General features: G+C 60.8%; 18 protein-coding genes. 13 read left to right on the top strand and 5 right to left on the bottom strand.

Annotated elements, in window-relative coordinates:
• Window positions 1-87: 87 nt before the first annotated feature.
• Complete coding sequence (locus tag AC3WQN_RS19545) at window positions 88-1266, bottom strand: vWA domain-containing protein (RefSeq protein WP_103400484.1); 1179 nt, start codon at window positions 1264-1266, stop codon at window positions 88-90.
• 33 nt (window positions 1267-1299) lie between these two features.
• Complete coding sequence (locus tag AC3WQN_RS19550) at window positions 1300-2145, bottom strand: AAA family ATPase (protein ID WP_103400483.1); 846 nt, start codon at window positions 2143-2145, stop codon at window positions 1300-1302.
• A 202-nt stretch (window positions 2146-2347) separates the two neighbouring features.
• On the opposite strand from AC3WQN_RS19550, the gene AC3WQN_RS19555 reads away from it, so the two are divergent.
• The 6 genes from AC3WQN_RS19555 to AC3WQN_RS19580 all read left to right on the top strand — a co-directional run bounded on the left by AC3WQN_RS19555 (window position 2348) and on the right by AC3WQN_RS19580 (window position 7206).
• Window positions 2348-2578 (top strand): DUF4160 domain-containing protein, encoded by a 231-nt coding sequence (locus AC3WQN_RS19555; protein WP_103400499.1) that lies wholly within the window; start codon window positions 2348-2350, stop codon window positions 2576-2578.
• Window positions 2566-3066, top strand: coding sequence for a DUF2442 domain-containing protein (locus AC3WQN_RS19560; protein WP_103400482.1), 501 nt, complete (start codon window positions 2566-2568; stop codon window positions 3064-3066). The genes AC3WQN_RS19555 and AC3WQN_RS19560 overlap by 13 nt, the downstream gene beginning before the upstream one ends.
• Window positions 3067-3203: 137 nt before the next feature.
• Window positions 3204-4178: a cysteine synthase A gene (gene cysK, locus AC3WQN_RS19565; protein ID WP_103400481.1), complete on the top strand. Its 975-nt coding sequence runs from the start codon at window positions 3204-3206 to the stop codon at window positions 4176-4178.
• Window positions 4179-4410: 232 nt separating this feature from the next.
• Complete coding sequence (locus tag AC3WQN_RS19570; RefSeq protein WP_103400480.1) at window positions 4411-5349, top strand: aspartyl/asparaginyl beta-hydroxylase domain-containing protein; 939 nt, start codon at window positions 4411-4413, stop codon at window positions 5347-5349.
• A gap of 352 nt (window positions 5350-5701) precedes the next feature.
• Window positions 5702-6565, top strand: coding sequence for a DMT family transporter (locus tag AC3WQN_RS19575; RefSeq protein ID WP_103400479.1), 864 nt, complete (start codon window positions 5702-5704; stop codon window positions 6563-6565).
• Window positions 6566-6825: 260 nt separating this feature from the next.
• Window positions 6826-7206, top strand: a complete 381-nt coding sequence (locus AC3WQN_RS19580) for a type 1 fimbrial protein (protein ID WP_103400478.1) — start codon at window positions 6826-6828, stop codon at window positions 7204-7206.
• Window positions 7207-7272: 66 nt separating this feature from the next.
• Here the strand turns inward: AC3WQN_RS19580 and AC3WQN_RS19585 are convergent, their stop codons facing one another.
• Window positions 7273-8175: a DMT family transporter gene (locus AC3WQN_RS19585; protein ID WP_103400477.1), complete on the bottom strand. Its 903-nt coding sequence runs from the start codon at window positions 8173-8175 to the stop codon at window positions 7273-7275.
• A 129-nt stretch (window positions 8176-8304) separates the two neighbouring features.
• On the opposite strand from AC3WQN_RS19585, the gene aceK reads away from it, so the two are divergent.
• The 7 genes from aceK to AC3WQN_RS19620 all read left to right on the top strand — a co-directional run bounded on the left by aceK (window position 8305) and on the right by AC3WQN_RS19620 (window position 19361).
• The gene (aceK, locus tag AC3WQN_RS19590) at window positions 8305-10026 is read left to right on the top strand and encodes a bifunctional isocitrate dehydrogenase kinase/phosphatase (RefSeq protein WP_103400476.1); all 1722 of its coding nucleotides are present in this window, start codon (window positions 8305-8307) and stop codon (window positions 10024-10026) included.
• 177 nt (window positions 10027-10203) lie between these two features.
• Window positions 10204-14115: an ATP-dependent RNA helicase HrpA gene (hrpA, locus tag AC3WQN_RS19595; RefSeq protein ID WP_103400475.1), complete on the top strand. Its 3912-nt coding sequence runs from the start codon at window positions 10204-10206 to the stop codon at window positions 14113-14115.
• A 430-nt stretch (window positions 14116-14545) separates the two neighbouring features.
• Complete coding sequence (locus tag AC3WQN_RS19600; protein WP_103400474.1) at window positions 14546-15667, top strand: beta-ketoacyl-ACP synthase III; 1122 nt, start codon at window positions 14546-14548, stop codon at window positions 15665-15667.
• A complete protein-coding gene (locus tag AC3WQN_RS19605) occupies window positions 15667-16275 on the top strand; it encodes an RNA polymerase sigma factor (protein WP_103400473.1) in 609 nt (202 codons plus the stop codon). Before AC3WQN_RS19600 ends, AC3WQN_RS19605 begins: the two co-directional genes overlap by 1 nt.
• Window positions 16269-16511 (top strand): anti-sigma factor family protein, encoded by a 243-nt coding sequence (locus AC3WQN_RS19610; RefSeq protein ID WP_103400472.1) that lies wholly within the window; start codon window positions 16269-16271, stop codon window positions 16509-16511. The genes AC3WQN_RS19605 and AC3WQN_RS19610 overlap by 7 nt, the downstream gene beginning before the upstream one ends.
• A 236-nt stretch (window positions 16512-16747) precedes the next feature.
• Window positions 16748-18091 (top strand): OprO/OprP family phosphate-selective porin, encoded by a 1344-nt coding sequence (locus AC3WQN_RS19615; protein WP_103400471.1) that lies wholly within the window; start codon window positions 16748-16750, stop codon window positions 18089-18091.
• Window positions 18092-18236: 145 nt separating this feature from the next.
• Complete coding sequence (locus AC3WQN_RS19620; protein WP_103400470.1) at window positions 18237-19361, top strand: GNAT family N-acetyltransferase; 1125 nt, start codon at window positions 18237-18239, stop codon at window positions 19359-19361.
• Window positions 19362-19378: 17 nt separating this feature from the next.
• On the opposite strand, the gene aqpZ is transcribed toward AC3WQN_RS19620, so the two are convergent.
• Complete coding sequence (aqpZ, locus tag AC3WQN_RS19625) at window positions 19379-20077, bottom strand: aquaporin Z (protein ID WP_103400469.1); 699 nt, start codon at window positions 20075-20077, stop codon at window positions 19379-19381.
• A 511-nt stretch (window positions 20078-20588) separates the two neighbouring features.
• Window positions 20589-20784 (bottom strand): hypothetical protein (locus AC3WQN_RS19630; RefSeq protein WP_492606951.1); only part of this gene is annotated, 196 nt, incomplete at its 5' end.

Consider the following 20784-nt stretch of genomic DNA (forward strand, 5'->3'; position numbering starts at 1 on the left):
AAGACCGCAACAGCCTTGTTGGGGGCGCTTTGCACCCCAGCGGGAGCAAGCTCCCTCGCCACAGATGGGGTACTCACTTGGAGGGGCTTACTTGGAAAGAAACCGCATCCCTTCTTCCAGCCCGCGCAAGGTCAGCGGGTACATCTGGTCTTCGATCAGGTCGCGAACGATGTTGGTCGAACTGGTGTAGCCCCAGGTGTCTTTCGGGTACGGGTTGATCCAGATGAGTTTCTTGTACTTTTCCATGAACCGCTGCATCCAGACATAGCCGGCTTCTTCGTTCCAGTGTTCGACGCTGCCACCGGGCTGGGTGATTTCGTAAGGCGCCATCGCGGCGTCACCGACGAAAATCACTTTGTAGTCGGCACCGTACTTGTGCAGCAAGTCCATGGTCGAGGTGCGCTCCGAGCCACGGCGCATGTTGTTCTTCCACACAGACTCGTAGACGAAGTTGTGGAAGTAGTAGTACTCCAGGTGCTTGAACTCGGTCTTGCAGGCCGAGAACAGCTCCTCGCAGATCTTCACGTGGGCATCCATCGAACCGCCGATGTCGAACAGCAGCAATAACTTGATGTTGTTGCGGCGCTCCGGACGCATCTGGATGTTCAGCAGGCCGGCATCGCGGGCGGTGTGGTCGATGGTGCCGTCGATGTCCAGCTCGTCCGCGGCGCCCTGGCGGGCGAACTTGCGCAGCCGGCGCAGGGCCACCTTGATGTTGCGCGTCCCTAGCTCGACCTGATCGTCGAGGTTCTTGTATTCGCGCTGATCCCAGACCTTGACCGCGCGACCCTGGCGCTTGCCGGCATCGCCCACCCGGATGCCTTCCGGGTTGAAGCCGCCGGAACCGAACGGGCTGGTGCCGCCGGTGCCGATCCACTTGTTGCCACCGGCATGGCGTTCCTTCTGTTCTTTCAGGCGTTTCTTGAACTCTTCGATCAGCTTGTCCAGGCCGCCCAGGGACTGGATCTGCGCCCGTTCTTCATCGGTCAGCGAACGCTCGAATTCCTTGCGCAGCCAGTCCTCGGGGATCAGTGCCTGCAGGTGGTCGTCGAGTTTTTCCAGGCCGTTGAAGTAGGCGCCGAAGGCCCGGTCGAACTTGTCGAAATGCCGCTCATCCTTCACCAGAATCGCCCGCGACAAGTAATAGAACTCGTCCATGTCGGCGAAGGTCACGCGCTGTTTCAGCGCGTTGATCAGGTCCAGCAGCTCGCGCACCGACACCGGTACCTTGGCGGCGCGCATTTCATTGAACAGGTTAAGCAGCATGGCTATCGCCCTCGCTCTTGTTGAACAGAGGGCTTAACGCGTGCCGCGACGGCTCATGAACGCCAGACGCTCAAGCAATTGCACGTCCTGTTCGTTCTTGACCAGGGCGCCGGCCAGCGGCGGGATGGCCTTGGTCGGATCGCGCTCGCGCAGCACCGCTTCACCGATGTTGTCGGCCATCAGCAGTTTCAGCCAGTCCACCAGTTCCGAGGTCGACGGCTTCTTCTTCAGGCCCGGTACCTTGCGCACATCGAAGAACACGTCCAGCGCCTCGCTGACCAGGTCCTTCTTGATGTCCGGGTAGTGCACGTCGACGATCTTTTGCAGGGTGGTGCGGTCGGGGAAGGCGATGTAGTGGAAGAAGCAGCGGCGCAGGAAGGCGTCGGGCAGCTCTTTCTCATTGTTGGAGGTAATGATGATGATCGGGCGCTGCTTGGCCTTGATGGTCTCGTCGATCTCGTAAACGTAGAACTCCATCTTGTCGAGTTCTTGCAGCAGGTCGTTGGGGAACTCGATGTCGGCCTTGTCGATTTCGTCGATCAGCAGGATCACCCGCTCATCCGACTCGAAGGCTTCCCACAGCTTGCCCTTTTTCAGGTAGTTGCGGATGTCGTGGACCTTCTCGTTACCCAGTTGCGAGTCGCGCAGGCGGCTGACCGCGTCGTACTCGTACAGACCCTGGTGGGCCTTGGTGGTGGATTTGATGTGCCAGGTGATCAGTCGGGCACCGAAGGATTCGGCCAACTGCTCGGCCAGCATGGTCTTGCCGGTACCCGGCTCGCCCTTGACCAGCAATGGCCGCTCCAGGGTGATGGCGGCGTTGACCGCCAGCTTCAGGTCATCGGTGGCGACGTATGCACGGGTGCCTTCGAACTTCATCGGTAATTCCTCGAACGGTGACGCCGACCAGCACCGGGCGGGGCGGGCGAAAAAAAATGTAATGCCCGACTATAACGCGGCGCCCGGTCGACTGTGAACGCAGACGGCTTATTCAGTCTCTGAATGGGGCGTCACATGTTGACTCGGTCGCGGCTGTTGGCCAGTATTGATGTATGGCCAAAATGGCTATAGCTTGGGATTCATGTCAACCAAATATCGATTTCGCGACAAATACCGTATTCAGCTGCGGGAAAGGGACCATCTGCCGCCGCATGTTCATCTGATGGGAGGCGGGCTGGATGTCATGATCAGCCTGGAAACCATGGAGGTCATGATGGGCTATGCGCCAGCGCTGATTGTGCAGGAGGCACAGGAATGGATAAGGGCACACCGTGAGGAACTGTTGGAGGAGTGGAAACGATGGCACCCATGAAGCGGCCACGCTTGTCGGCCGTACAGGTCTTGCCGGACAAGCAACTGGCATTGACCTTTATTGACGGTCAGCAACTGACACTGGACATGACGGATGACCTGCTGCGCTTTCCGGGCCTGCAGCCTTTGCAGGACGAGCACGTGTTTGCCGCTGCGCAACTGGGCGACGACGGCTGGACGGTAGAGTGGCCCGAGCAGGACATCCAGATCGGTGCCGATACCTTGTACCTGGACGCGCTGGCACAAAATGCCAAGGACGAAAACACCCGGATTTTCATTGGTTGGCGCGCTCGAAGCGGATTGTCGTTGAACATGGCCGCCGAAGCCTTGGGGATCAGCAGGCGCAGCATCAGCCGCTACAGCAGTGGTCGTGAAGCCGTGCCGCGTTCCCTCGCACTGGCGTGTCTTGGCTGGGATGCCTTGCAAGCGTCTGCCCCGTTGCAGGTGGCTGAAGCCCCCGGTTGTTATGAGGTCAGTGGCAAGCATTGATCCGCCCTGGGCCTGGGCCGTGGATAGCGTGCAGAACGACGGACCGTGCGCCTGCTCGCAGGGTTGTCCCGACTGGACGCACCGTGGCTCGAGGCATACCCTTGAAGGCTACTCCAACGCTGCACAAGGACCCAGCCATGAGCCGTATTTTCGCTGACAACGCCCATTCCATTGGCAATACGCCGTTGGTGCAGATCAACCGTATTGCGCCACGTGGCGTGACCATCCTGGCCAAGATCGAAGGGCGCAACCCGGGTTACTCGGTCAAGTGCCGTATTGGCGCGAACATGATCTGGGACGCTGAAAGCACTGGCAAACTCAAGCCGGGCATGACCATCGTCGAACCGACTTCGGGTAATACCGGCATCGGCCTGGCCTTCGTGGCGGCCGCTCGCGGCTACAAGCTGATGCTGACCATGCCGGCCTCCATGAGCATCGAGCGTCGCAAGGTGCTCAAGGCCCTGGGCGCCGAACTGGTGCTCACTGAGCCTGCCAAAGGCATGAAGGGCGCCATTGAAAAGGCGGCGGACATCATGGCCAGTGACCCGGCCAGCTACTTTATGCCGCAACAGTTCGATAACCCGGCTAACCCGGCGATTCATGAAAAGACCACCGGCCCGGAAATCTGGAGCGATACCGACGGCGCGATCGATGTGCTGGTCGCCGGCGTGGGGACCGGCGGCACCATTACCGGTGTGTCGCGCTACATCAAGAACACGCAGGGCAAGCCGATCCTGTCGGTGGCGGTGGAACCGGTGGTTTCGCCTGTGATCACCCAGGCCCTGGCCGGCGATGAAATCAAGCCGAGCCCGCACAAGATCCAGGGCATCGGCGCCGGATTTGTGCCGAAGAACCTCGATCTGTCGATGGTAGACCGGGTTGAGCTGGTCAGCGATGAAGAGTCCAAGGCCATGGCCCTGCGCCTGATGCAGGAAGAAGGCATTCTGTGCGGTATTTCCTGTGGTGCCGCGATGGCGGTTGCCGTGCGCCTGGCGGAAACCCCGGAGATGCAGGGCAAGACCATCGTGGTGATCCTACCCGATTCCGGTGAGCGTTACCTGTCGAGCATGCTGTTCAGCGACTTGTTCACCGAGCAGGAAAACCAGCAGTAATCCGGGGGTGTCTGTGTGGCGAGTGAGCCTGCTCTCTCGCCACAAGGGCTGGCTCGATCCCCGACAGCCTGCGTTCAGCAGCTTGATGTTAGTAAATGCTTTGTTGCGCAATCCTCAACACTGATTGTTCAGATGTGTGGTTTTTTGCAAGGTCGCCAGTGTGGATAATGGCAACTTGCCTCGTCGGGTAAATGGCGAGGTGCAGTAACGTTTACTATCAGGGAGCTGTTGCATGACCTTTTCATTCGCCGCCAAGGCCTCACTATTACTGCTGTTTGTGAGTAGTACCCTTTATGTGCATTGGCGTGGCAAGGCTCGATTGCCGGTCTTGCGCCAGTTCGTCAACCACTCTGCCTTGTTCGCGCCCTATAACGCCTTGATGTACCTGTTTTCCGGCGTGCCTTCCAGGCCCTATCTGGACCGCAGCAGGTTTCCGGAACTGGATGTGCTCAAGGACAACTGGGAGGTCATTCGCGACGAGGCCATGCACCTGTTTGACGAGGGCTATATTCGCGCCGCCGAGCACAACAACGACGCCGGGTTCGGTTCGTTCTTCAAGAAAGGCTGGAAGCGTTTCTACCTCAAGTGGTACGACCAGCCACTGCCCTCTGCCATGACCCTGTGCCCCAGGACTGTTGAACTGGTCGGCCGCATTCCCAATGTCAAAGGCGCGATGTTCGCCCTGTTGCCCGGTGGCAGTCACCTCAACCCGCACCGCGATCCCTTCGCCGGTTCCCTGCGTTATCACTTGGGCCTGTGTACACCCAACTCCGATCACTGCCGGATTTTTGTCGATGGCCAGGCCTATGCCTGGCGTGATGGTGAAGACATGATGTTCGATGAAACCTACGTGCACTGGGTCAAGAACGAAACCGAGATGACCCGGGTGATCCTGTTCTGCGACATCGAACGCCCGCTGAGCAGTGGCCTGATGACCCGGATCAACCGTTGGGTCAGTGGCCTGCTGGGTCGTGCGACGGCGCCGCAAAACCTGGATGACGAACGCGTGGGTGGCATCAATCGGATCTACGCCTGGAGCAAGCATTCCAGCGACACCTTCAGCGCGGCCTTCAAGCAATGGAAACGCCGCCATCCGCTGCTGTATCGCGTTCTGCGGCCGGTACTGGCGGTGCTGGTACTGACGGCGTCGGGTTATTGGTTGTTTGGCTGAGTGGTTGCTAAACGTATCGAGCGCTGGTTATAGTCAGCGCTCGTCGAGCGTTGCGCCCGACGTTTCATTCTCATCAAGAAAGATCAGTCCATGCCTGCATTCCACGTCAACGCGGTAGTCGATTCAGCGGTCAACGCTGGCGTCGTGCCGTGCGGGAAACAGCAGCCAGGGCAGATCAGTCATTACCCCCCTCCTGTCAGTCGCACGCCAGTGTGCGCGGTGGTCCCACCGCCAGGTGTCGGCATTTCGGGCTGATCGGCATTTCTGCTGCTCCCTGTGCCTGCCTGAACACAAAAAAACTGAATTTCGGCTTCGGCTGAGTTGGCGTATTGCCTGATGACAGGTGGTTTTCATGTTGCTCATTTCCAAAAAGACCGCTCTGGCGGCGGCCTCCACGAGTCTGTTTGTTCTGCTTTGGAGCAGTGGGGCGATTTTCTCCAAGTGGGGGCTGGCCCATGCCTCGCCCTTTGCGTTCCTGTTGATCCGTTTCGCCATTGCCCTGTGCGGGCTGGTGCTGTTGGTTCCGTTGTTCAAACTCAAACTGCCTCGTGGGGGCCGGGCGCTGCGCTACGCGGCGGCCACCGGTCTGGTGCTGTTGGGCGCCTATCAGATTTTCTATCTGTTGGCGCTGGACCTCAACGTCACCCCGGGGGTCATGGCGACCATCATGGGAGTGCAGCCGATTCTCACCGTGGTGCTGATGGAGCGTCAGCGTTCCTGGAGCCGGATATTCGGCCTGGCGCTGGGCTTGGCGGGATTGATCATGGTGGTGTATCAGGGCATTGGTCTGGCCGGGATGTCGCTGGCCGGGATGCTCTATGGCTTGCTGGCGCTGGTAAGCATGACTGCAGGCTCCATCATGCAAAAGCGCATCACTGACAATCCACTGGGCACGCTGCCGGTGCAATACCTCGCCGGGCTGTTGTTGTGCGGGGTGTTCGTGCCGTTCCAGCCGTTCCACTTTGAACACAGTGTCGGCTTCATCGTACCGGTGTTGTGGATGGGGCTGGTGGTGTCGCTGTTGGCCACCTTGTTGCTGTATCGCCTGATTGCCCGTGGCAACCTTGTGAACGTCACCAGCCTGTTCTACCTGGTGCCCGCAGTGACCGCGGTGATGGACTACCTGATCTTCGGCAACCGGCTGGCGACGTTGAGCCTGCTGGGGATGGTGCTGATTATCGTCGGGCTGGTGTTTGTGTTCCGCAAATCCGGCTGATGCGGGCGCGACCTTCGTGATGGACGAAGGTCGCGTTTTTTATAGCGGGTATTCCAGGCCCGGCCACCCGGTTCACGTCATGTTGGCGACAGCGTGCCGGGGGATGCGCCAATCGCTGCCGTCCTGTGTTCGGTAATCAGTGCGATTTGAGACGCCTTTGACGGTCTCGCGAAAAAAAACATCAGACATTCCCTAAAAAAACTCAAGATTCCAGCCAGACTTGTCGACGTAGTCCTTACACCCCCTAAGGAGCGTTCATTATGAACGGTATGCGTTTGTCGGTCGGTATCAGCCTGTTGTTTGCCCTGAGCGCGACATGCCTGGCGGCCACCCCGTCGGGCCAGGGCGTCATTCGCTTTCAAGGCAGTATTGTCGAGCCGGGCTGCACCTCCCGGATGGGGACGAGTTCGACGTTTGAGTTCAACGGCTGTCCGACCCGGGCGGGCGGCGGCTCTGTCAGTGTGCAGAGCGTCGAGCCGGTTCGCTCGGTCAGCGCGCTCGATCGTTCCCGCGTGGACGTGAAGCGGGTGGTCGACAGGACCCAGGATGGCCGTTACTACGACCAGCACTATGCCTTGGTGGACGGTGCCGGCAAGCCGGTGACGTCAGGGGCTTACCTGATTACGCTGGCCTATCCTTGAGCTGAAGCGCTGGCCGTCCGGGCAAGCGCATTGAGCGTATCGATGCGCCGCCAGCCCGGAGGGTTGTCAGGCCTGCCTGGAGGCTTTCGCCGCCACGGGCTTGAGCACCAACCACAGCGCCGCCGCAATCAATACACCGCCATATATATGAGCCATCGACAACGGCTCATCGAGAAACAACGCCCCCCACAACACCCCGAATGGCGGGATCATGAAGGTCACGGTCATGGATTTGATCGGGCCGATCGAGGTGAGCAGGCGGAAGTACAGGATGTAGGCCAGCGCGGTGCACCCCAGGCCCAGCCCCAGCAACGACAACCAGACGTTCCAGCCGCCCCAGCTCACGGGCGGCTGGCTGATCACGCTGTAGCCGAACAGGGGCAGCAGGAACAGGGTGGCGCCGAGCATGCTGCCCAGCGCCGCGAGCCGACTGTCGAGGCCGCCTTGATGGTCGAGCCAGCGTCGTGCCAGGAACCCGGCGAAGCCATAGCAGGTGGTCGCCAGCAGGCAGGCGAGGGCGCCCAGTAACAGTTCCATATCAAAGGCCATGGGACCGGCGCGGGTCAGTATGGCGACACCCAGCAGGCCGAGGGCGACGCCCGCCATCTTCGACAGACTGAGTTTTTCGCTGAAGAACAGCCCGCCGATCAATACGCCCATCAGCGGGGTGGTGGCGTTGAAAATCGCCGAGTAACCCGCTGGCAGCACCTGGGCGGCCACCGAGTACAGGGTCGCCGGAATCCCGGAGTTGATCACCCCGAGCAACAGCACCGTCTTGAACTTGCCGCGAAAGTCCCAGCTGACGCGCATCAGCGCCAGGATCACCAGCAGGCCGGTGGCGGCGATGGACACCCGGAAAAAGGCAGTGGGGATTGTGCCAATCTCTGGGGCAATGATGCGCATGAACAGAAAGCTCGCACCCCAAATGGCGGCAAGTGACAACAAACGCAGAATATCGACGGGGTTCACGGCTCGTTCCTTCCTTATCGGGGCGCAAGTGTCGCTGCCGCACGGGGCCAAGGCAATGGTTGCGTTGCCTGACAATTGACCTCTAAGCTCAGCCTCCAACGATAAGAACCACCCCGCAGAGGTCTCCACATGCCGCAGCCATGGCCCGCCGCCGATATCGCCCAGATGATCCTCGACGGTTTCGATGATTATCGTGAGCATTTCCGCCAGATCACCGATGGCGCCCGGGCCCGCTTCGAACAGGCGCAGTGGCAGGAAGCGCAGGTGGCGTCGGCGGCGCGGATCAACCTCTACGAAGAGAAGGTCGGCGAGGTGGTGGGCCGCCTGCATGCGGCCTTTGCCGCCGAGACGCTACTGGATGTCAGCAGTTGGCCGCTGGTCAAAAGTGCCTATATCAGCCTGATCGATCTGCGTTTCGACGATGAGTTGTCCGAGACCTGGTACAACTCGACCTTCTGCGGGCTGTTCAGCCACGACCTGATCAGCGACGGCAGCATGTTCATTCACACCACCCGGCCGAGCCTGCGTCGGGCCCGTGCCGCACAAACCCGCACCTACAAGCCGCACGGCCAGCTGACGGGGATGCTGGCGAGTATCTTTGCCGACTACCGCTTCAGCGAGGACTATGCCGACCTCGCGGGTGACCTGCGCCGGCTCGAATCGCAACTGCGCGAGAACCTGCCCGATTGGGTGTGCAAGGATCCTGAATTGAGCGTCGAGCTGTTTTCTTCGGTGCTGTATCGCAACAAGGGCGCCTACCTGGTGGGGCGCATCTTTACCGCGGACGAACAATGGCCGCTGGTGATTCCATTCCTGCACCGCGAAGGGCGGGGCATCCAGATCGATGCGTTGATCACCGATGAAGCCGACGTGTCGATCATTTTCTCGTTCACCCGCTCGTATTTCATGGTCGATGTGCCGGTGCCGGCGGAGTTCATCGGCTTCCTCAGGCGCATCCTGCCGGGCAAGCACATCGCCGAGCTGTACACCTCGATCGGCTTCTACAAGCACGGCAAGTCGGAGTTCTACCGGGCGCTGATCAATCACTTGGCCAACACCGATGACCCGTTCATCATGGCGCCCGGTGTACGCGGCATGGTCATGAGTGTGTTTACCCTGCCGGGGTTCAATACCGTATTCAAGATCATCAAGGACCGGTTCTCTCCGTCGAAAAACGTCGATCGTGCGACGGTCATCGAGAAGTACCGGCTGGTGAAAAGTGTCGACCGCGTAGGGCGCATGGCCGATACCCAGGAGTTCGCCGACTTCCGTTTTCCGTTGAGCAAGTTTGACCCGGCGTGCCTGGCCGAATTGCTGGAAGTTGCCGCCTCCACGGTGCAAGTGGAGGGCGACACGGTGTTGATCCGCCACTGCTGGACCGAGCGCCGGATGACCCCGCTGAACCTGTATCTGGAGAACGCCAACCCCGCCCAGGTGCGCGAAGCGCTGGAGGACTACGGGCTGGCGATCAAGCAGCTGGCGGCGGCCAACATCTTTCCCGGTGACATGCTGTTGAAGAACTTTGGTGTCACCCGGCACGGGCGCGTGGTGTTTTATGACTACGACGAGATCTGCTTTCTCACCGAAGCCAACTTCCGCCACATTCCGCAACCGCGTACCCCGGAAGACGAAATGGCCTCCGAGCCCTGGTATTCCATCGGCCCGCTGGACGTGTTCCCGGAGGAATTCCCGCCGTTCCTGTTTGCCGATGCCGGCCAGCGCCGGCTGTTTAACCAGTTGCACGGTGAGCTGTACAACGCCGACTACTGGAAAAGCCTGCAAGAGGCGATTCGCGCCGGCAAGGTGATCGACGTGTTCCCGTATCGGCGCAAAGGTCTGGATAACGAGTAGCGCCTACTGACGCCTTCGCGGGCAAGCCCGCTCGCACTGGGTCTGCGCGATCCCTGTGGGAGCGGGCTTGCCCGCGAAAAGGCTACACACGGTGGAGTCATGCACCGCACCATTATTTATGCCGCCAAATCTGCGACAATCGCCCCCCTGCGCCACTAGACGACCATTGCGTACCTGATGACTGACGAATCGCCCTCCATCGACAAACTGCTGAAAAACCTCGATCACGCCATGCTCGCCGACCGTCACCGGCTGCGGCGGCAGTTGCTCGAGCTGCGCAAGAAACCCGACGAAGCCAAGCTGGCCCAGTGGGTGGTGCGCATGCAGGCGTCCTGCGACCAGGTGCTGGCGCGACGTGCCAGCCTGCCGGTGATTCGTTACGACGACAGCCTGCCGATTGCCGCCAAGCGCGATGAAATCAAGGCGGCACTGCAACAGCATCAGGTGCTGATCATTGCCGGTGAAACCGGCTCGGGCAAGACCACCCAGTTGCCGAAGATCTGCCTGGAAATCGGGCGCGGCCAGCACGGCCTGATTGGTCATACCCAGCCGCGCCGGATCGCTGCCCGCAGCGTCGCCAGCCGGGTGGCCGAAGAACTGGCCACGCCGCTTGGCGCCCTGGTCGGTTATCAGGTGCGGTTCGAGGACCAGAGCGATTCCAACACCCTGATCAAGCTGATGACCGACGGCATCCTGCTGGCGGAAACCCAGAACGACCGCTACCTCGAACGCTACGACACGATCATCGTCGACGAAGCCCACGAACGCAGCCTGAACATCGACTTTTTGCTCGGTTACCTGAAAACCCTGCTGCCCCGTCGCCCGGACCTGAAAGTCATCATCACCTCGGCGACCATCGACCTGGAGCGCTTCTCCAAGCACTTCGACGATGCACCGATTGTCGAGGTCTCCGGCCGCACTTTCCCGGTAGACACCTGGTACCGGCCGTTGACGCTGGAGCAGGACGAAGAGGGCAACCGGGTCGAGGACGACCTGACCGTGGATCAGGCGATCCTTGCCACCCTCGACGAAATCGCCGCCCATGAGCGCAGCGAGCGCCGCAGCCCGGGCGATGTGCTGGTGTTCCTGCCGGGCGAACGCGAGATTCGTGACGCCGCCGACATGCTGCGCAAGGCCCAGCTCAAGCACACCGAGATTCTGCCGCTCTATGCGCGGTTGTCGCCGGCCGAGCAGCAGCGAATCTTCCAGTCCCATCCGGGCCGTCGCGTGGTCCTGGCGACCAACGTCGCGGAAACCTCGCTGACCGTGCCGGGCATTCGCTACGTGATCGACAGCGGTACGGCGCGCATCAGCCGCTACAGCTACCGCGCCAAGGTTCAGCGCTTGCCGATCGAGGCCATTTCCCAGGCCAGCGCCAACCAGCGCAAGGGTCGCTGCGGGCGGGTCGAGCCGGGCATTTGCGTGCGCCTGTACAGCGAAGAGGACTTTATCGGCCGGCCGGAATTTACCGACCCGGAAATCCTGCGCACCAACCTCGCGGCGGTGATTTTGCAGATGCTCCATCTGCGCCTGGGCGAGATCACCGATTTCCCGTTTATCGAGCCGCCGGATGGCAAGGCCATCAGCGACGGTTTCAACCTGCTGCAAGAGCTCTCGGCGGTGGACCGCAACAGCCAGTTGACCCCGTTGGGCCGTCAACTGGCGCGCTTGCCGGTGGACCCGCGCATGGGCCGCATGCTGCTGGAAGCCGCGAAACTCGGCAGCTTGCAGGAAGTGCTGATCGTCGCCAGCGCCATGTCGATCCAGGACCCGCGCGAGCGGCCACCGGAGCGGCAACAGGCCGCCGACCAGGCCCACGCACAATGGAAGGATGTGGACTCGGACTTCGCCGGGCTGGTCAATCTGTGGCGTGGCTTTGAAGAGCAGCGCCAGGCCCTGACCGCCAGTCCGTTGCGCAACTGGTGCCGCAAGAACTTCCTGAACTACCTGCGCTTGCGCGAGTGGCGCGACTCCCATCGTCAGTTGAGCCTGATCTGCCGCGACATGCAGCTGTCCCTCAATAAAGAGCCGGCCGATTATCCGAAGCTGCACAAGGCTGTGTTGTCCGGCTTGCTCAGCCAGATCGGCCAGAAGACTGATGAGGGCGATTATCTCGGTGCGCGTCAGCGACGCTTCTGGATTCATCCGTCCTCGGGGCTGGGCAAGAAGCGTCCGCAATGGTTGATGACCGCCGAACTGGTGGAAACCACCAAGCTCTATGCGCGCATGGTGGCCAAGATCGATGCCGACTGGATCGAACCCCTGGCCGGGCACCTGATCAAGAAAAACCACTTCGAACCCCATTGGGAGAAGAAGCGCGGGCAAGTGGTGGCCTACGAACAGATCACTTTGTTCGGGCTGATCATCGTCGGTCGCCGGCCGGTGCACTATGGGCCGATCGACCCAGGGGTTTCCCGCGAGCTGTTTATCCGCGAAGCCCTGGTGCGTGGTGAAATCCAGTCCCGGGCCAAGTGCCTGTCGGCCAATGCGCAACTGCTCGAACAGCTCGATGAGCTGGAAGCCAAGGCCCGGCGCCGCGACATTCTGGCGGACGAAGAAACCTTGTTCGCCTTCTACGAGGCGCGCCTGCCCGCCGAGATTCATCAGACCGCGACCTTCGACAGCTGGTATCGGGTCAACAGCCAGAAAGACCCGCAACTGCTGATCATGCGTGAAGAGGACGTGCTGGCCCGCGAAGCCAACGAAATCACCGCCGCGCATTATCCGGATACCCTGCGCCTGGGAGACCTGACGCTGCCGTTGAGTTATCACTTCGAGCCCAACCACCCGCGTGATGGCGTGACCCTGCGGGTGCCGGCACCGTTACTGCCGATGCTGCCGCCGGAGCGCCTGGAGTGGCTGGTGCCGGGGGTGATCGAGGCCAAGTGCATCGCCCTGGTGCGCAACCTGCCCAAGGCCTTGCGCAAGAACTTTGTGCCGGTGCCCGACTTCATCAAGGCCGCGTTGCAACGCATCACCTTCGCCGAAGGTTCGTTGCCGCAAGCACTGGGTCGTGAGCTGTTGCGCATGACCGGTGCGCGGGTCAGCGATGAAGCCTGGGCCGAAGCGGCGTTGCAGGTGGAAAGCCACTTGCGGATGAACCTGGAAATCGTCGATGGCCAGGGCAAGTTCCTCGGCGAGGGCCGCGACCTGGCCGAGCTGACGGCGCGTTTCGCCGAGGCCAGCCAGGCGGCGTTGGCCGTGCCGCAAACCGCGAAAAGCCAGCAGCCGGTGGAGGCGAAAGTCTTTGCCGCCGTGGCCGAGAAAACCCAACAGAAGATCGCCGGGCTGTCGATGACGGTCTATCCGGCGCTGGTGGAGGAGGCGGGCACGGTCAAGGAAGGGCGTTTCTCCACTCCGGCCGAAGCCGAATTCCAGCACCGTCGCGCCTTGCAACGCCTGCTCATGCAGCAGTTGGCCGAACCGGCGAAGTTCCTGCGCGGCAAACTGCCGGGGCTCACCGAGCTGGGGTTGATGTACCGTGAACTGGGGCGCATCGACAGTCTGGTGGAAGACATCCTGCTGGCGAGCCTGGACAGTTGCATTCTTGACGGTGAAGCCAGTCTGCCCCGGGACGGTGCCGGCCTGGCCTCGCTGGCCGAACGCAAGCGTGGCGCCTGGACCGAACATGCCGAGCGCCTGGCCCGATTGACGCTGGAGATTCTCAAGCACTGGCACGCGCTGCAGAAGCGCTTCAAGGGCAAGATCGACCTGGCCCAGGCCGTGGCCTTGAACGATATCAAGCAGCAGTTGAGTCATCTGGTGTACCCGGGCTTTGTCCGTGAAACCCCGATGCAATGGCTCAAGGAGCTGCCGCGCTACCTCAAGGCAGTCGAGCAGCGCTTCGAGAAACTCGGCGCGCAGGTGCAAAAGGATCGGGTCTGGAGTGGCGAACTGAGCGGGCTCTGGGCGCAATACCAGGCTCGCGCCAGCAAACACGCCCAGGAAGGCAAGCGTGATCCTGCGCTCGAGTTGTACCGTTGGTGGCTGGAGGAGTACCGGGTTTCGCTGTTTGCCCAGCAGTTGGGGACCAAGGTGCCGATCTCCGACAAGCGTTTGAGCAAGCAATGGAGTCAGGTGGAACCTTGATCCTGTGGGAGATACCGTCTCGATCACATCGCTCGATAAACGTATCGAACACCTGCCCCGTGGCGAGCGAGCTTGCTCGCGCTGGGCTGCGCAGCAGCCCTCAACTGGTCGCCGAGGTCTTTCTGCTAGACCGCAATCACCTTGTCCGGGCGCGCTGTGCGCGCCAGCGCGAGCAAGCTCGCTCGCCACGGGGGAAAGGGGCGCTCTGTGGGAGCGACTATGCCGTTGCTCATGCAAAAGCGGTCAAATCTCAGCGTTTATGGCAAACTTCGCGCCTATAAACGCCGGCCCCGCGGTTTTGAGCCTTCGACGGCAAGGGCGGATCGGAATAATGCGACGCCAGGTCGATTCCCGCTGGCGGGATAAGACCCTTTATGTGTTGGTACGTCGGTGCCAACGCTTTCTGCCTGACCAGATTAGAGAAACGACCATGCATAACGTCGTCATCAGCGGCACCGGCCTGTACACCCCGGCCAACAGCATCTCCAACGAAGAGCTGGTGCAGTCTTTCAATACCTATGTCGCCCAGTTCAATGCCGACAACGCCGACGCCATTGCGCGCGGCGAGGTCGAGGCGCTGACCGAGTCCAGCGCGGCCTTTATCGAAAAGGCTTCCGGGATCAAGAGCCGCTTTGTCATGGACAAGGAAGGCATCCTTGACCCGGCGCGCATGGCTCCCCGCCTGCCTGAACGCTCCAACGACGAATGGTCGGTGCTGTGCCAGATGGCTATTGGCGCCGCCGAACAGGCCCTGCAACGCGCCGGTAAAACCGCGGCGGACATCGACGGTGTGATCGTTGCGTGCTCCAACCTGCAACGCGCCTACCCGGCCATTGCCATCGAAGTCCAGGAAGCCTTGGGTATCGAAGGCTTCGGGTTCGACATGAACGTAGCCTGCTCCTCGGCCACCTTCGGTATTCAGGCTGCCGCCAACAGCGTACAGCTGGGCCAGGCCCGGGCGATCCTGATGGTCAACCCGGAAGTCTGCACCGGTCACCTGAACTTCCGCGACCGCGACAGCCACTTCATCTTCGGTGACGCCGCCACGGCCGTGATCATCGAGCGCGCCGATCTGGCTACCTCTAAGCACCAGTTCGACGTGGTCAGCACCAAGCTGCTGACCAAGTTCTCCAACAACATCCGCAACAACTTCGGTTTCCTCAACCGCGCCGCGGAAGAGGGCATCGGTGCCCGTGACAAGCTGTTCGTGCAGGAAGGCCGCAAGGTATTCCGTGACGTCTGCCCGATGGTCGCTGAGTTGATCGCCACCCACCTGGAAGAGAACGCCCTGAACGTCAGCGACGTGAAGCGTTTCTGGCTGCACCAGGCCAACCTCAGCATGAACCACCTGATCGTCCGGAAGCTGCTGGGCCGTGAAGCCACCGAAGAAGAAGCACCGGTGATTCTCGATACCTACGCCAACACCAGCTCGGCCGGTTCCGTGATTGCTTTCCACAAGCATCAGGACGATTTGCCCGCAGGTTCCCTGGCGGTGCTCAGCTCCTTTGGCGCCGGTTACTCCATCGGCAGCGTGCTTTTGCGCAAACGTTGATGACTGTCGACAACCAACTGCTCGAGCGCCTGCTGGCGGGCGAGCAGAGGGCTTACAAGGAACTGGTCGGCACCTATCAAGGTGCGATGCGGGCGGTGGCGTATGCCATCGTCGGTGCGCGCCATGCCGATGAAGTGGTGCAGGATGCCTGGCTGTCGGTGGTGCGTAACCTGGCGGGATTTCAAGGCCGTTCGAGCCTCAAGACCTGGTTGTTGACCATCACCGCGAACGCCGCGAAAAGCCGCTACAAGCAAAACCGTCGGGAAGTGTTGCTGGACGACTTGCCGTCACCCCATGGCACCCTCGGCGACGATCGGTTTTCAGCCGCCGACGGTCACTGGCTGGTGGCGCCTTTTGCCTGGCATCAGGACACGCCCGAGGCCTTGCTCACCGAAGACGAACTGCGCGAGTGCATGGAGAAGACCTTGCTCAGCCTGCCCGAATTGCAGAGCAGCGTTCTGCTGCTGCGAGACCGGCAAGGGCTCGAGTTGGAGGAAATCTGTAATCTTCTGGAGATCTCGCTCTCCAATGTCCGGGTGCTGTTGCACAGGGCACGCCTGAAGGTCTTCGCAACCGTTGAGCATTTTGAGGAAACCGGCCAATGCTGACGTGTAAGGAACAGGTGGCACGCTCCAGTGATTATCTCGACGGCCAATTGAGCTTTCGCGAGCGCTTGATGGTCCGCCATCACCTGATGTTTTGCCCCAATTGCCGACGCTTCGTGCGGCAAATGCGCTTGATGCAGGCGACCTTGCGCGCCATGCCTGAAGAGCCGGTACCGGGTGTCGACGACCTGGCCGAACGTCTGTCGGCCGAACGCCAGAAGCACAATACACAGCCCTAGGTTCCTCTGAAAGCTGTTGGTTCTTCCCTCGTACCCCCTCTATCTCGCGGCTTTCAGCCCGCTTTTCAACGCGTAGCAGATTTATTTCGATTCGAAGTAAAAAAGTTCCGTTGTCATCAAATCTTTATCTAATGGCAACTTGCCTGCAATGAGCCGTCGCCAAGATCCCCTCCCAACACCAGCGGGCCCGAACCGCGTGTAACCAAGCTTTGACCACCAATTAGGGGAACTCTTCGATGATCCGTAAGCACTTCGCCGGTTTTGCTGCCAGCGTACTGGCCATGGCAGTGACCGCCCAGGCTTTCGCTGGCACCGTGACCACAGACGGCGCCGATATCGTAGTCAAGACCAAAGGCGGCCTTGAGGTCGCCACCACCGACAAAGAATTCAGCTTCAAACTGGGCGGCCGCTTGCAGGCTGACTACAGCCAGTTCGACGGGATCTACACCAAGAACGGTGATACCGCGGATGCGGCCTACTTCCGTCGCGCATTCCTGGAACTCTCCGGCGTGCTGTATACCGACTGGGCTTACACCATCAACTACGACTTCTCCCACAACACCGGTGACTCCGAGAACGGTTACTTCGACGAGGGGTCGCTGGCCTACAACGGCTTCAAGCCCGTCTCGATCAAGGTCGGTCGTTTCGACCCGGACTTCGGCCTGGAAAAAGCCACCAGCTCCAAATGGGTCACCGCGCCAGAGCGCAACATGGCCTACGACATGGTTGACTGGGCAAACACCCACCAGAACGGTATGGGCCTGCAAACCTCCGGCGTATTCGCTGACTCGTTCTATGCCTCCGCCGGTGTGTTCAGCAAGGACACCGACGACACCGATGGCAACAGCGTCAAGCAGGTCAACGGTCGCTTTGTCTTCGCGCCCATGCATGAAGGCGGCAACGTGCTGCACTTCGGTGTGAACGTCGCCTCCCGCGATGTCTCCGACACGGCGTTCGACTCCCGTTATCGCACCCGCATGGGCATGCGCGGTGTTGAAACCCAAGGCGGTAACGATGCCGGTTCCAACGGCAACCGTCCGGTGCTGGGCGGCAGCTCTTCGTCGCCGGCCGGTTCCTACTCCCGTGACGATGCATTCGGTCTGGAAGCGGCATTCGCCATGGGCCCGGCCTCGATCCAGGGCGAGTACATCACCCGCAAGACCAAGGCCGACGACAACGCTTATGAAGACATCAAGGGCGATGGCTTCTACGTTCAGGGCGCCTACACCCTGACAGGCGAATCCCGGGGCTATAAAATTGGCAAGTTCGATGCGATCAAGCCGGACAACAAGTCCATCGGTGCCTGGGAACTGTACTACCGCTACGACAGCATGACCGTCGATGACGACAACGTCACCACCGCCACCCTGACCCGTGACGTTGGCGATGCCGAAGCCCGGGTTCATACCGTCGGCGTCAACTGGTACGCCAACGAAGCGGTGAAAATCTCCGCGGCCTACCTCATGGCCGACACCGACAATGTGACCAACGCCACGGCCGCTACCGAAACTACCCCGGCAGAGCGTACGGGCGACGACAGCGGCGATGGCTTCGTGCTTCGTGCTCAATACGTGTTCTAAATCGCGGTAACGGCAACATGAGCTCTTTCCTCATCCGTTAAAGCTCCTTTCGTTTCACCCCGCCTCGGCGGGGTTTTTTATTTCGGCCAGTGGTACGGATGGGCGATACTCGGAGGGTCTTGAGGCTACGCCTGCGGGGAACAGAATGCCGTTACACGTTTTGGACAGTTTGTCCGCCATTGCGCCTCAGGAATGGGATGCCCTGGTGCCGGACACTCAGCCGTTCCTGCGCCATGCATTTCTGGGGGCGCTGGAAGACAGTGGCAGTCTTGGCCCCCATTCCGGCTGGCAACCGGAGCACTTGCTGCATATCGAAGGCGGCCATCTGCTGGCGGCGCTGCCCAGTTACCGCAAGTGGCACTCTTATGGCGAGTACGTGTTCGACCATGGCTGGGCCGATGCCTGTGAAAAGGCCGGGATCGCGTACTACCCCAAGCTGTTGACGGCCGTGCCGTTCAGCCCAGTCAGCGGGCCGCGCTTGTTGGCCGTCAAGGTGCAGGATGGCTTCGAACTGCTCAAGAGCCTGCCCGGGTACCTGGAGATCGAGAAGCTTTCCAGCGCCCATATCAATTTCACCGATGCCTTTACCGATGCCGCCCTGGCCGAGCAACCGGGCTGGTTGCAGCGTGTCGGCTGCCAGTACCACTGGCAGAATCGCGGGTATCGGGACTTCCAGGATTTTCTCGACGCGCTGAGTTCGCGCAAGCGCAAACAAATGCGCAAGGAGCGCGAGCAAGTGACGGGGCAGGGCATTGAATTTGAATGGCTTGAGGGGCGGCAACTCGACCAGGCGCAATGGGATTTCGTCTATGCCTGTTACGCCAATACCTATGCGGTTCGTCGGCAGTCACCTTATCTGACCCGGGATTTTTTCAGCCTGCTGGCCGAACGCATGCCCGAAGCGATACGGGTGGTGTTGGCCAAACAAGGGGCGCGGCCCGTGGCCATGGCCTTCAGCCTGGTGGGGGGCGACAGTTTTTATGGGCGCTACTGGGGTTGCCTGGCGGAGTTCGACCGCCTGCACTTCGAGACCTGTTTCTATCAAGGCATGGACTACGCCATCGCCAACGGTTTCCAGCGATTTGATGCCGGCGCCCAGGGTGAGCATAAGTTGATTCGTGGGTTTGAACCGGTGATCACCCATTCCTGGCACTACCTACGTCACGCGGGATTGAAGGCGGCGGTCCAGGACTTTCTCGAGCGCGAGCGCATCGGGGTGATGGGGTATGCGCAAGAGGCGAGGACAGCCTTGCCATATCGACAGGGCTGACCCTCGCGGGGCGTCGCTTAACTGTCTTCCTTGCCCAACCAGCGATACATTACGCCGCCAATCACCGCGCCCAACAGCGGCGCCAGCCAGAACAGCCAGAGCTGTTGAATCGCCCAGCCGCCGACAATCAACGCGGGGCCGGTACTGCGCGCGGGGTTGACCGAGGTGTTGGTGACCGGAATCGAGATCAGGTGAATCAGGGTCAACCCCAGGCCGATGGCGATCGGTGCCATCCCGGCCGGGGCGCGTTTGTCGGTGGCGCCAAGGATGATCAGGATGAACATCGCCGTCATCACCAGCTCGCTGACAAAGCCCGCGGCCATCGAGTAGCCGCCCGGTGAATGTTCACCGTAGCCGTTGGAGGCCAAGCCACTGGCCAGTTCGAAGCCCGGCTTGCCGCTGGCGATGAAGTACAGTAGGGCAGCGGCAATGATCGCGCCGATCACCTGGGCAATGATGTAGGCCGGCAGTTCCTTGGCCGGGAATCGCCCGCCGACCACCAGCCCCAGCGACACCGCCGGGTTGAGATGGCAGCCCGAGATATGGCCGATGGCAAACGCCATCGTCAGCACCGTCAGGCCAAATGCCAGGGATACCCCCAGCAGGCCAATCCCGACCTCGGGAAAGGCTGCCGCCAACACCGCACTGCCGCAACCACCCAGCACCAGCCAGAACGTACCTACCAACTCTGTAGCCGAACGTTTTAACAGAGACATAAAAGAGAGCCTTTTCGAGTTATTGCTACCGTTTGCCCCAGCAGATGGACGACAGGCCATCTCCCGAACCTGCCCTGAGTACAGCAGGATTTTTCTGGAATTCCAGTGGTCATGAAAACGCCGACACCCCTGCTTGAGGGGTTGTGGAGGTTATCGTAGATCCAGAGTGGGTGTAACCGTCTTGATCGCATGGCCGCTTCCCGGCACATACCCGTGGCGAGCGAGCTTGCTCGCGCTGGGCTGCGCAGCAGCCCAAAAAACGCTCATCAAGTGTTGTCTGAAAGTTTGCGATCGTTTTGTAGGGGGGCGCTTCGTGCCCCAGCGCGAGCAAGCTCGCTCGCCACAGGGGGAAGTGCGATCTCGGTCTTGGGTTTTTCTGGAACTCCAGTGGTCATGAAAACGCCGGCGCCCGTGCTTGTGACAGTCTCGATCGCATGGCCGCTTCCCAGCACATACCTGTGGCGAGCGAGCTTGCTCGCGCTGGGCTGCGCAGCAGCCCAAAAATCGCTCATCAAGTGTTGTCTGAAAGTTTGCGATCGTCTTGTAGGGGGGCGCTTCGCGCCCCAGCGCGAGCAAGCTCGCTCGCCACAGGGGGAAGTGCGATCTCGGTCTTGGGTTTTTCTGGAATTCCAGTGGTCATGAAAACGCCGGCGCCCGTGCTTGTGACAGTCTCGATCGCATGGCCGCTTCCCAGCACATACCTGTGG

Source organism: Pseudomonas sp. FW300-N1A1, assembly GCF_058789115.1.

Bases quoted from the DNA above. Each gene is read 5' to 3' on its own strand.
- AC3WQN_RS19550 (WP_103400483.1), bottom strand. From the start codon at position 2,145: ATGAAGTTCGAAGGCACCCGTGCATACGTCGCCACCGATGACCTGAAG.
- AC3WQN_RS19555 (WP_103400499.1), top strand. From the start codon at position 2,348: ATGTCAACCAAATATCGATTTCGCGACAAATACCGTATTCAGCTGCGG.
- aceK (WP_103400476.1), top strand. From the start codon at position 8,305: ATGCCGCAGCCATGGCCCGCCGCCGATATCGCCCAGATGATCCTCGAC.
- AC3WQN_RS19605 (WP_103400473.1), top strand. From the start codon at position 15,667: ATGACTGTCGACAACCAACTGCTCGAGCGCCTGCTGGCGGGCGAGCAG.
- AC3WQN_RS19615 (WP_103400471.1), top strand. From the start codon at position 16,748: ATGATCCGTAAGCACTTCGCCGGTTTTGCTGCCAGCGTACTGGCCATG.
- AC3WQN_RS19570 (WP_103400480.1), top strand. From the start codon at position 4,411: ATGACCTTTTCATTCGCCGCCAAGGCCTCACTATTACTGCTGTTTGTG.
- AC3WQN_RS19580 (WP_103400478.1), top strand. From the start codon at position 6,826: ATGAACGGTATGCGTTTGTCGGTCGGTATCAGCCTGTTGTTTGCCCTG.
- aqpZ (WP_103400469.1), bottom strand. From the start codon at position 20,077: ATGTCTCTGTTAAAACGTTCGGCTACAGAGTTGGTAGGTACGTTCTGG.
- AC3WQN_RS19545 (WP_103400484.1), bottom strand. From the start codon at position 1,266: ATGCTGCTTAACCTGTTCAATGAAATGCGCGCCGCCAAGGTACCGGTG.
- cysK (WP_103400481.1), top strand. From the start codon at position 3,204: ATGAGCCGTATTTTCGCTGACAACGCCCATTCCATTGGCAATACGCCG.
- AC3WQN_RS19610 (WP_103400472.1), top strand. From the start codon at position 16,269: ATGCTGACGTGTAAGGAACAGGTGGCACGCTCCAGTGATTATCTCGAC.
- AC3WQN_RS19600 (WP_103400474.1), top strand. From the start codon at position 14,546: ATGCATAACGTCGTCATCAGCGGCACCGGCCTGTACACCCCGGCCAAC.
- AC3WQN_RS19575 (WP_103400479.1), top strand. From the start codon at position 5,702: ATGTTGCTCATTTCCAAAAAGACCGCTCTGGCGGCGGCCTCCACGAGT.
- AC3WQN_RS19560 (WP_103400482.1), top strand. From the start codon at position 2,566: ATGGCACCCATGAAGCGGCCACGCTTGTCGGCCGTACAGGTCTTGCCG.
- hrpA (WP_103400475.1), top strand. From the start codon at position 10,204: ATGACTGACGAATCGCCCTCCATCGACAAACTGCTGAAAAACCTCGAT.
- AC3WQN_RS19620 (WP_103400470.1), top strand. From the start codon at position 18,237: ATGCCGTTACACGTTTTGGACAGTTTGTCCGCCATTGCGCCTCAGGAA.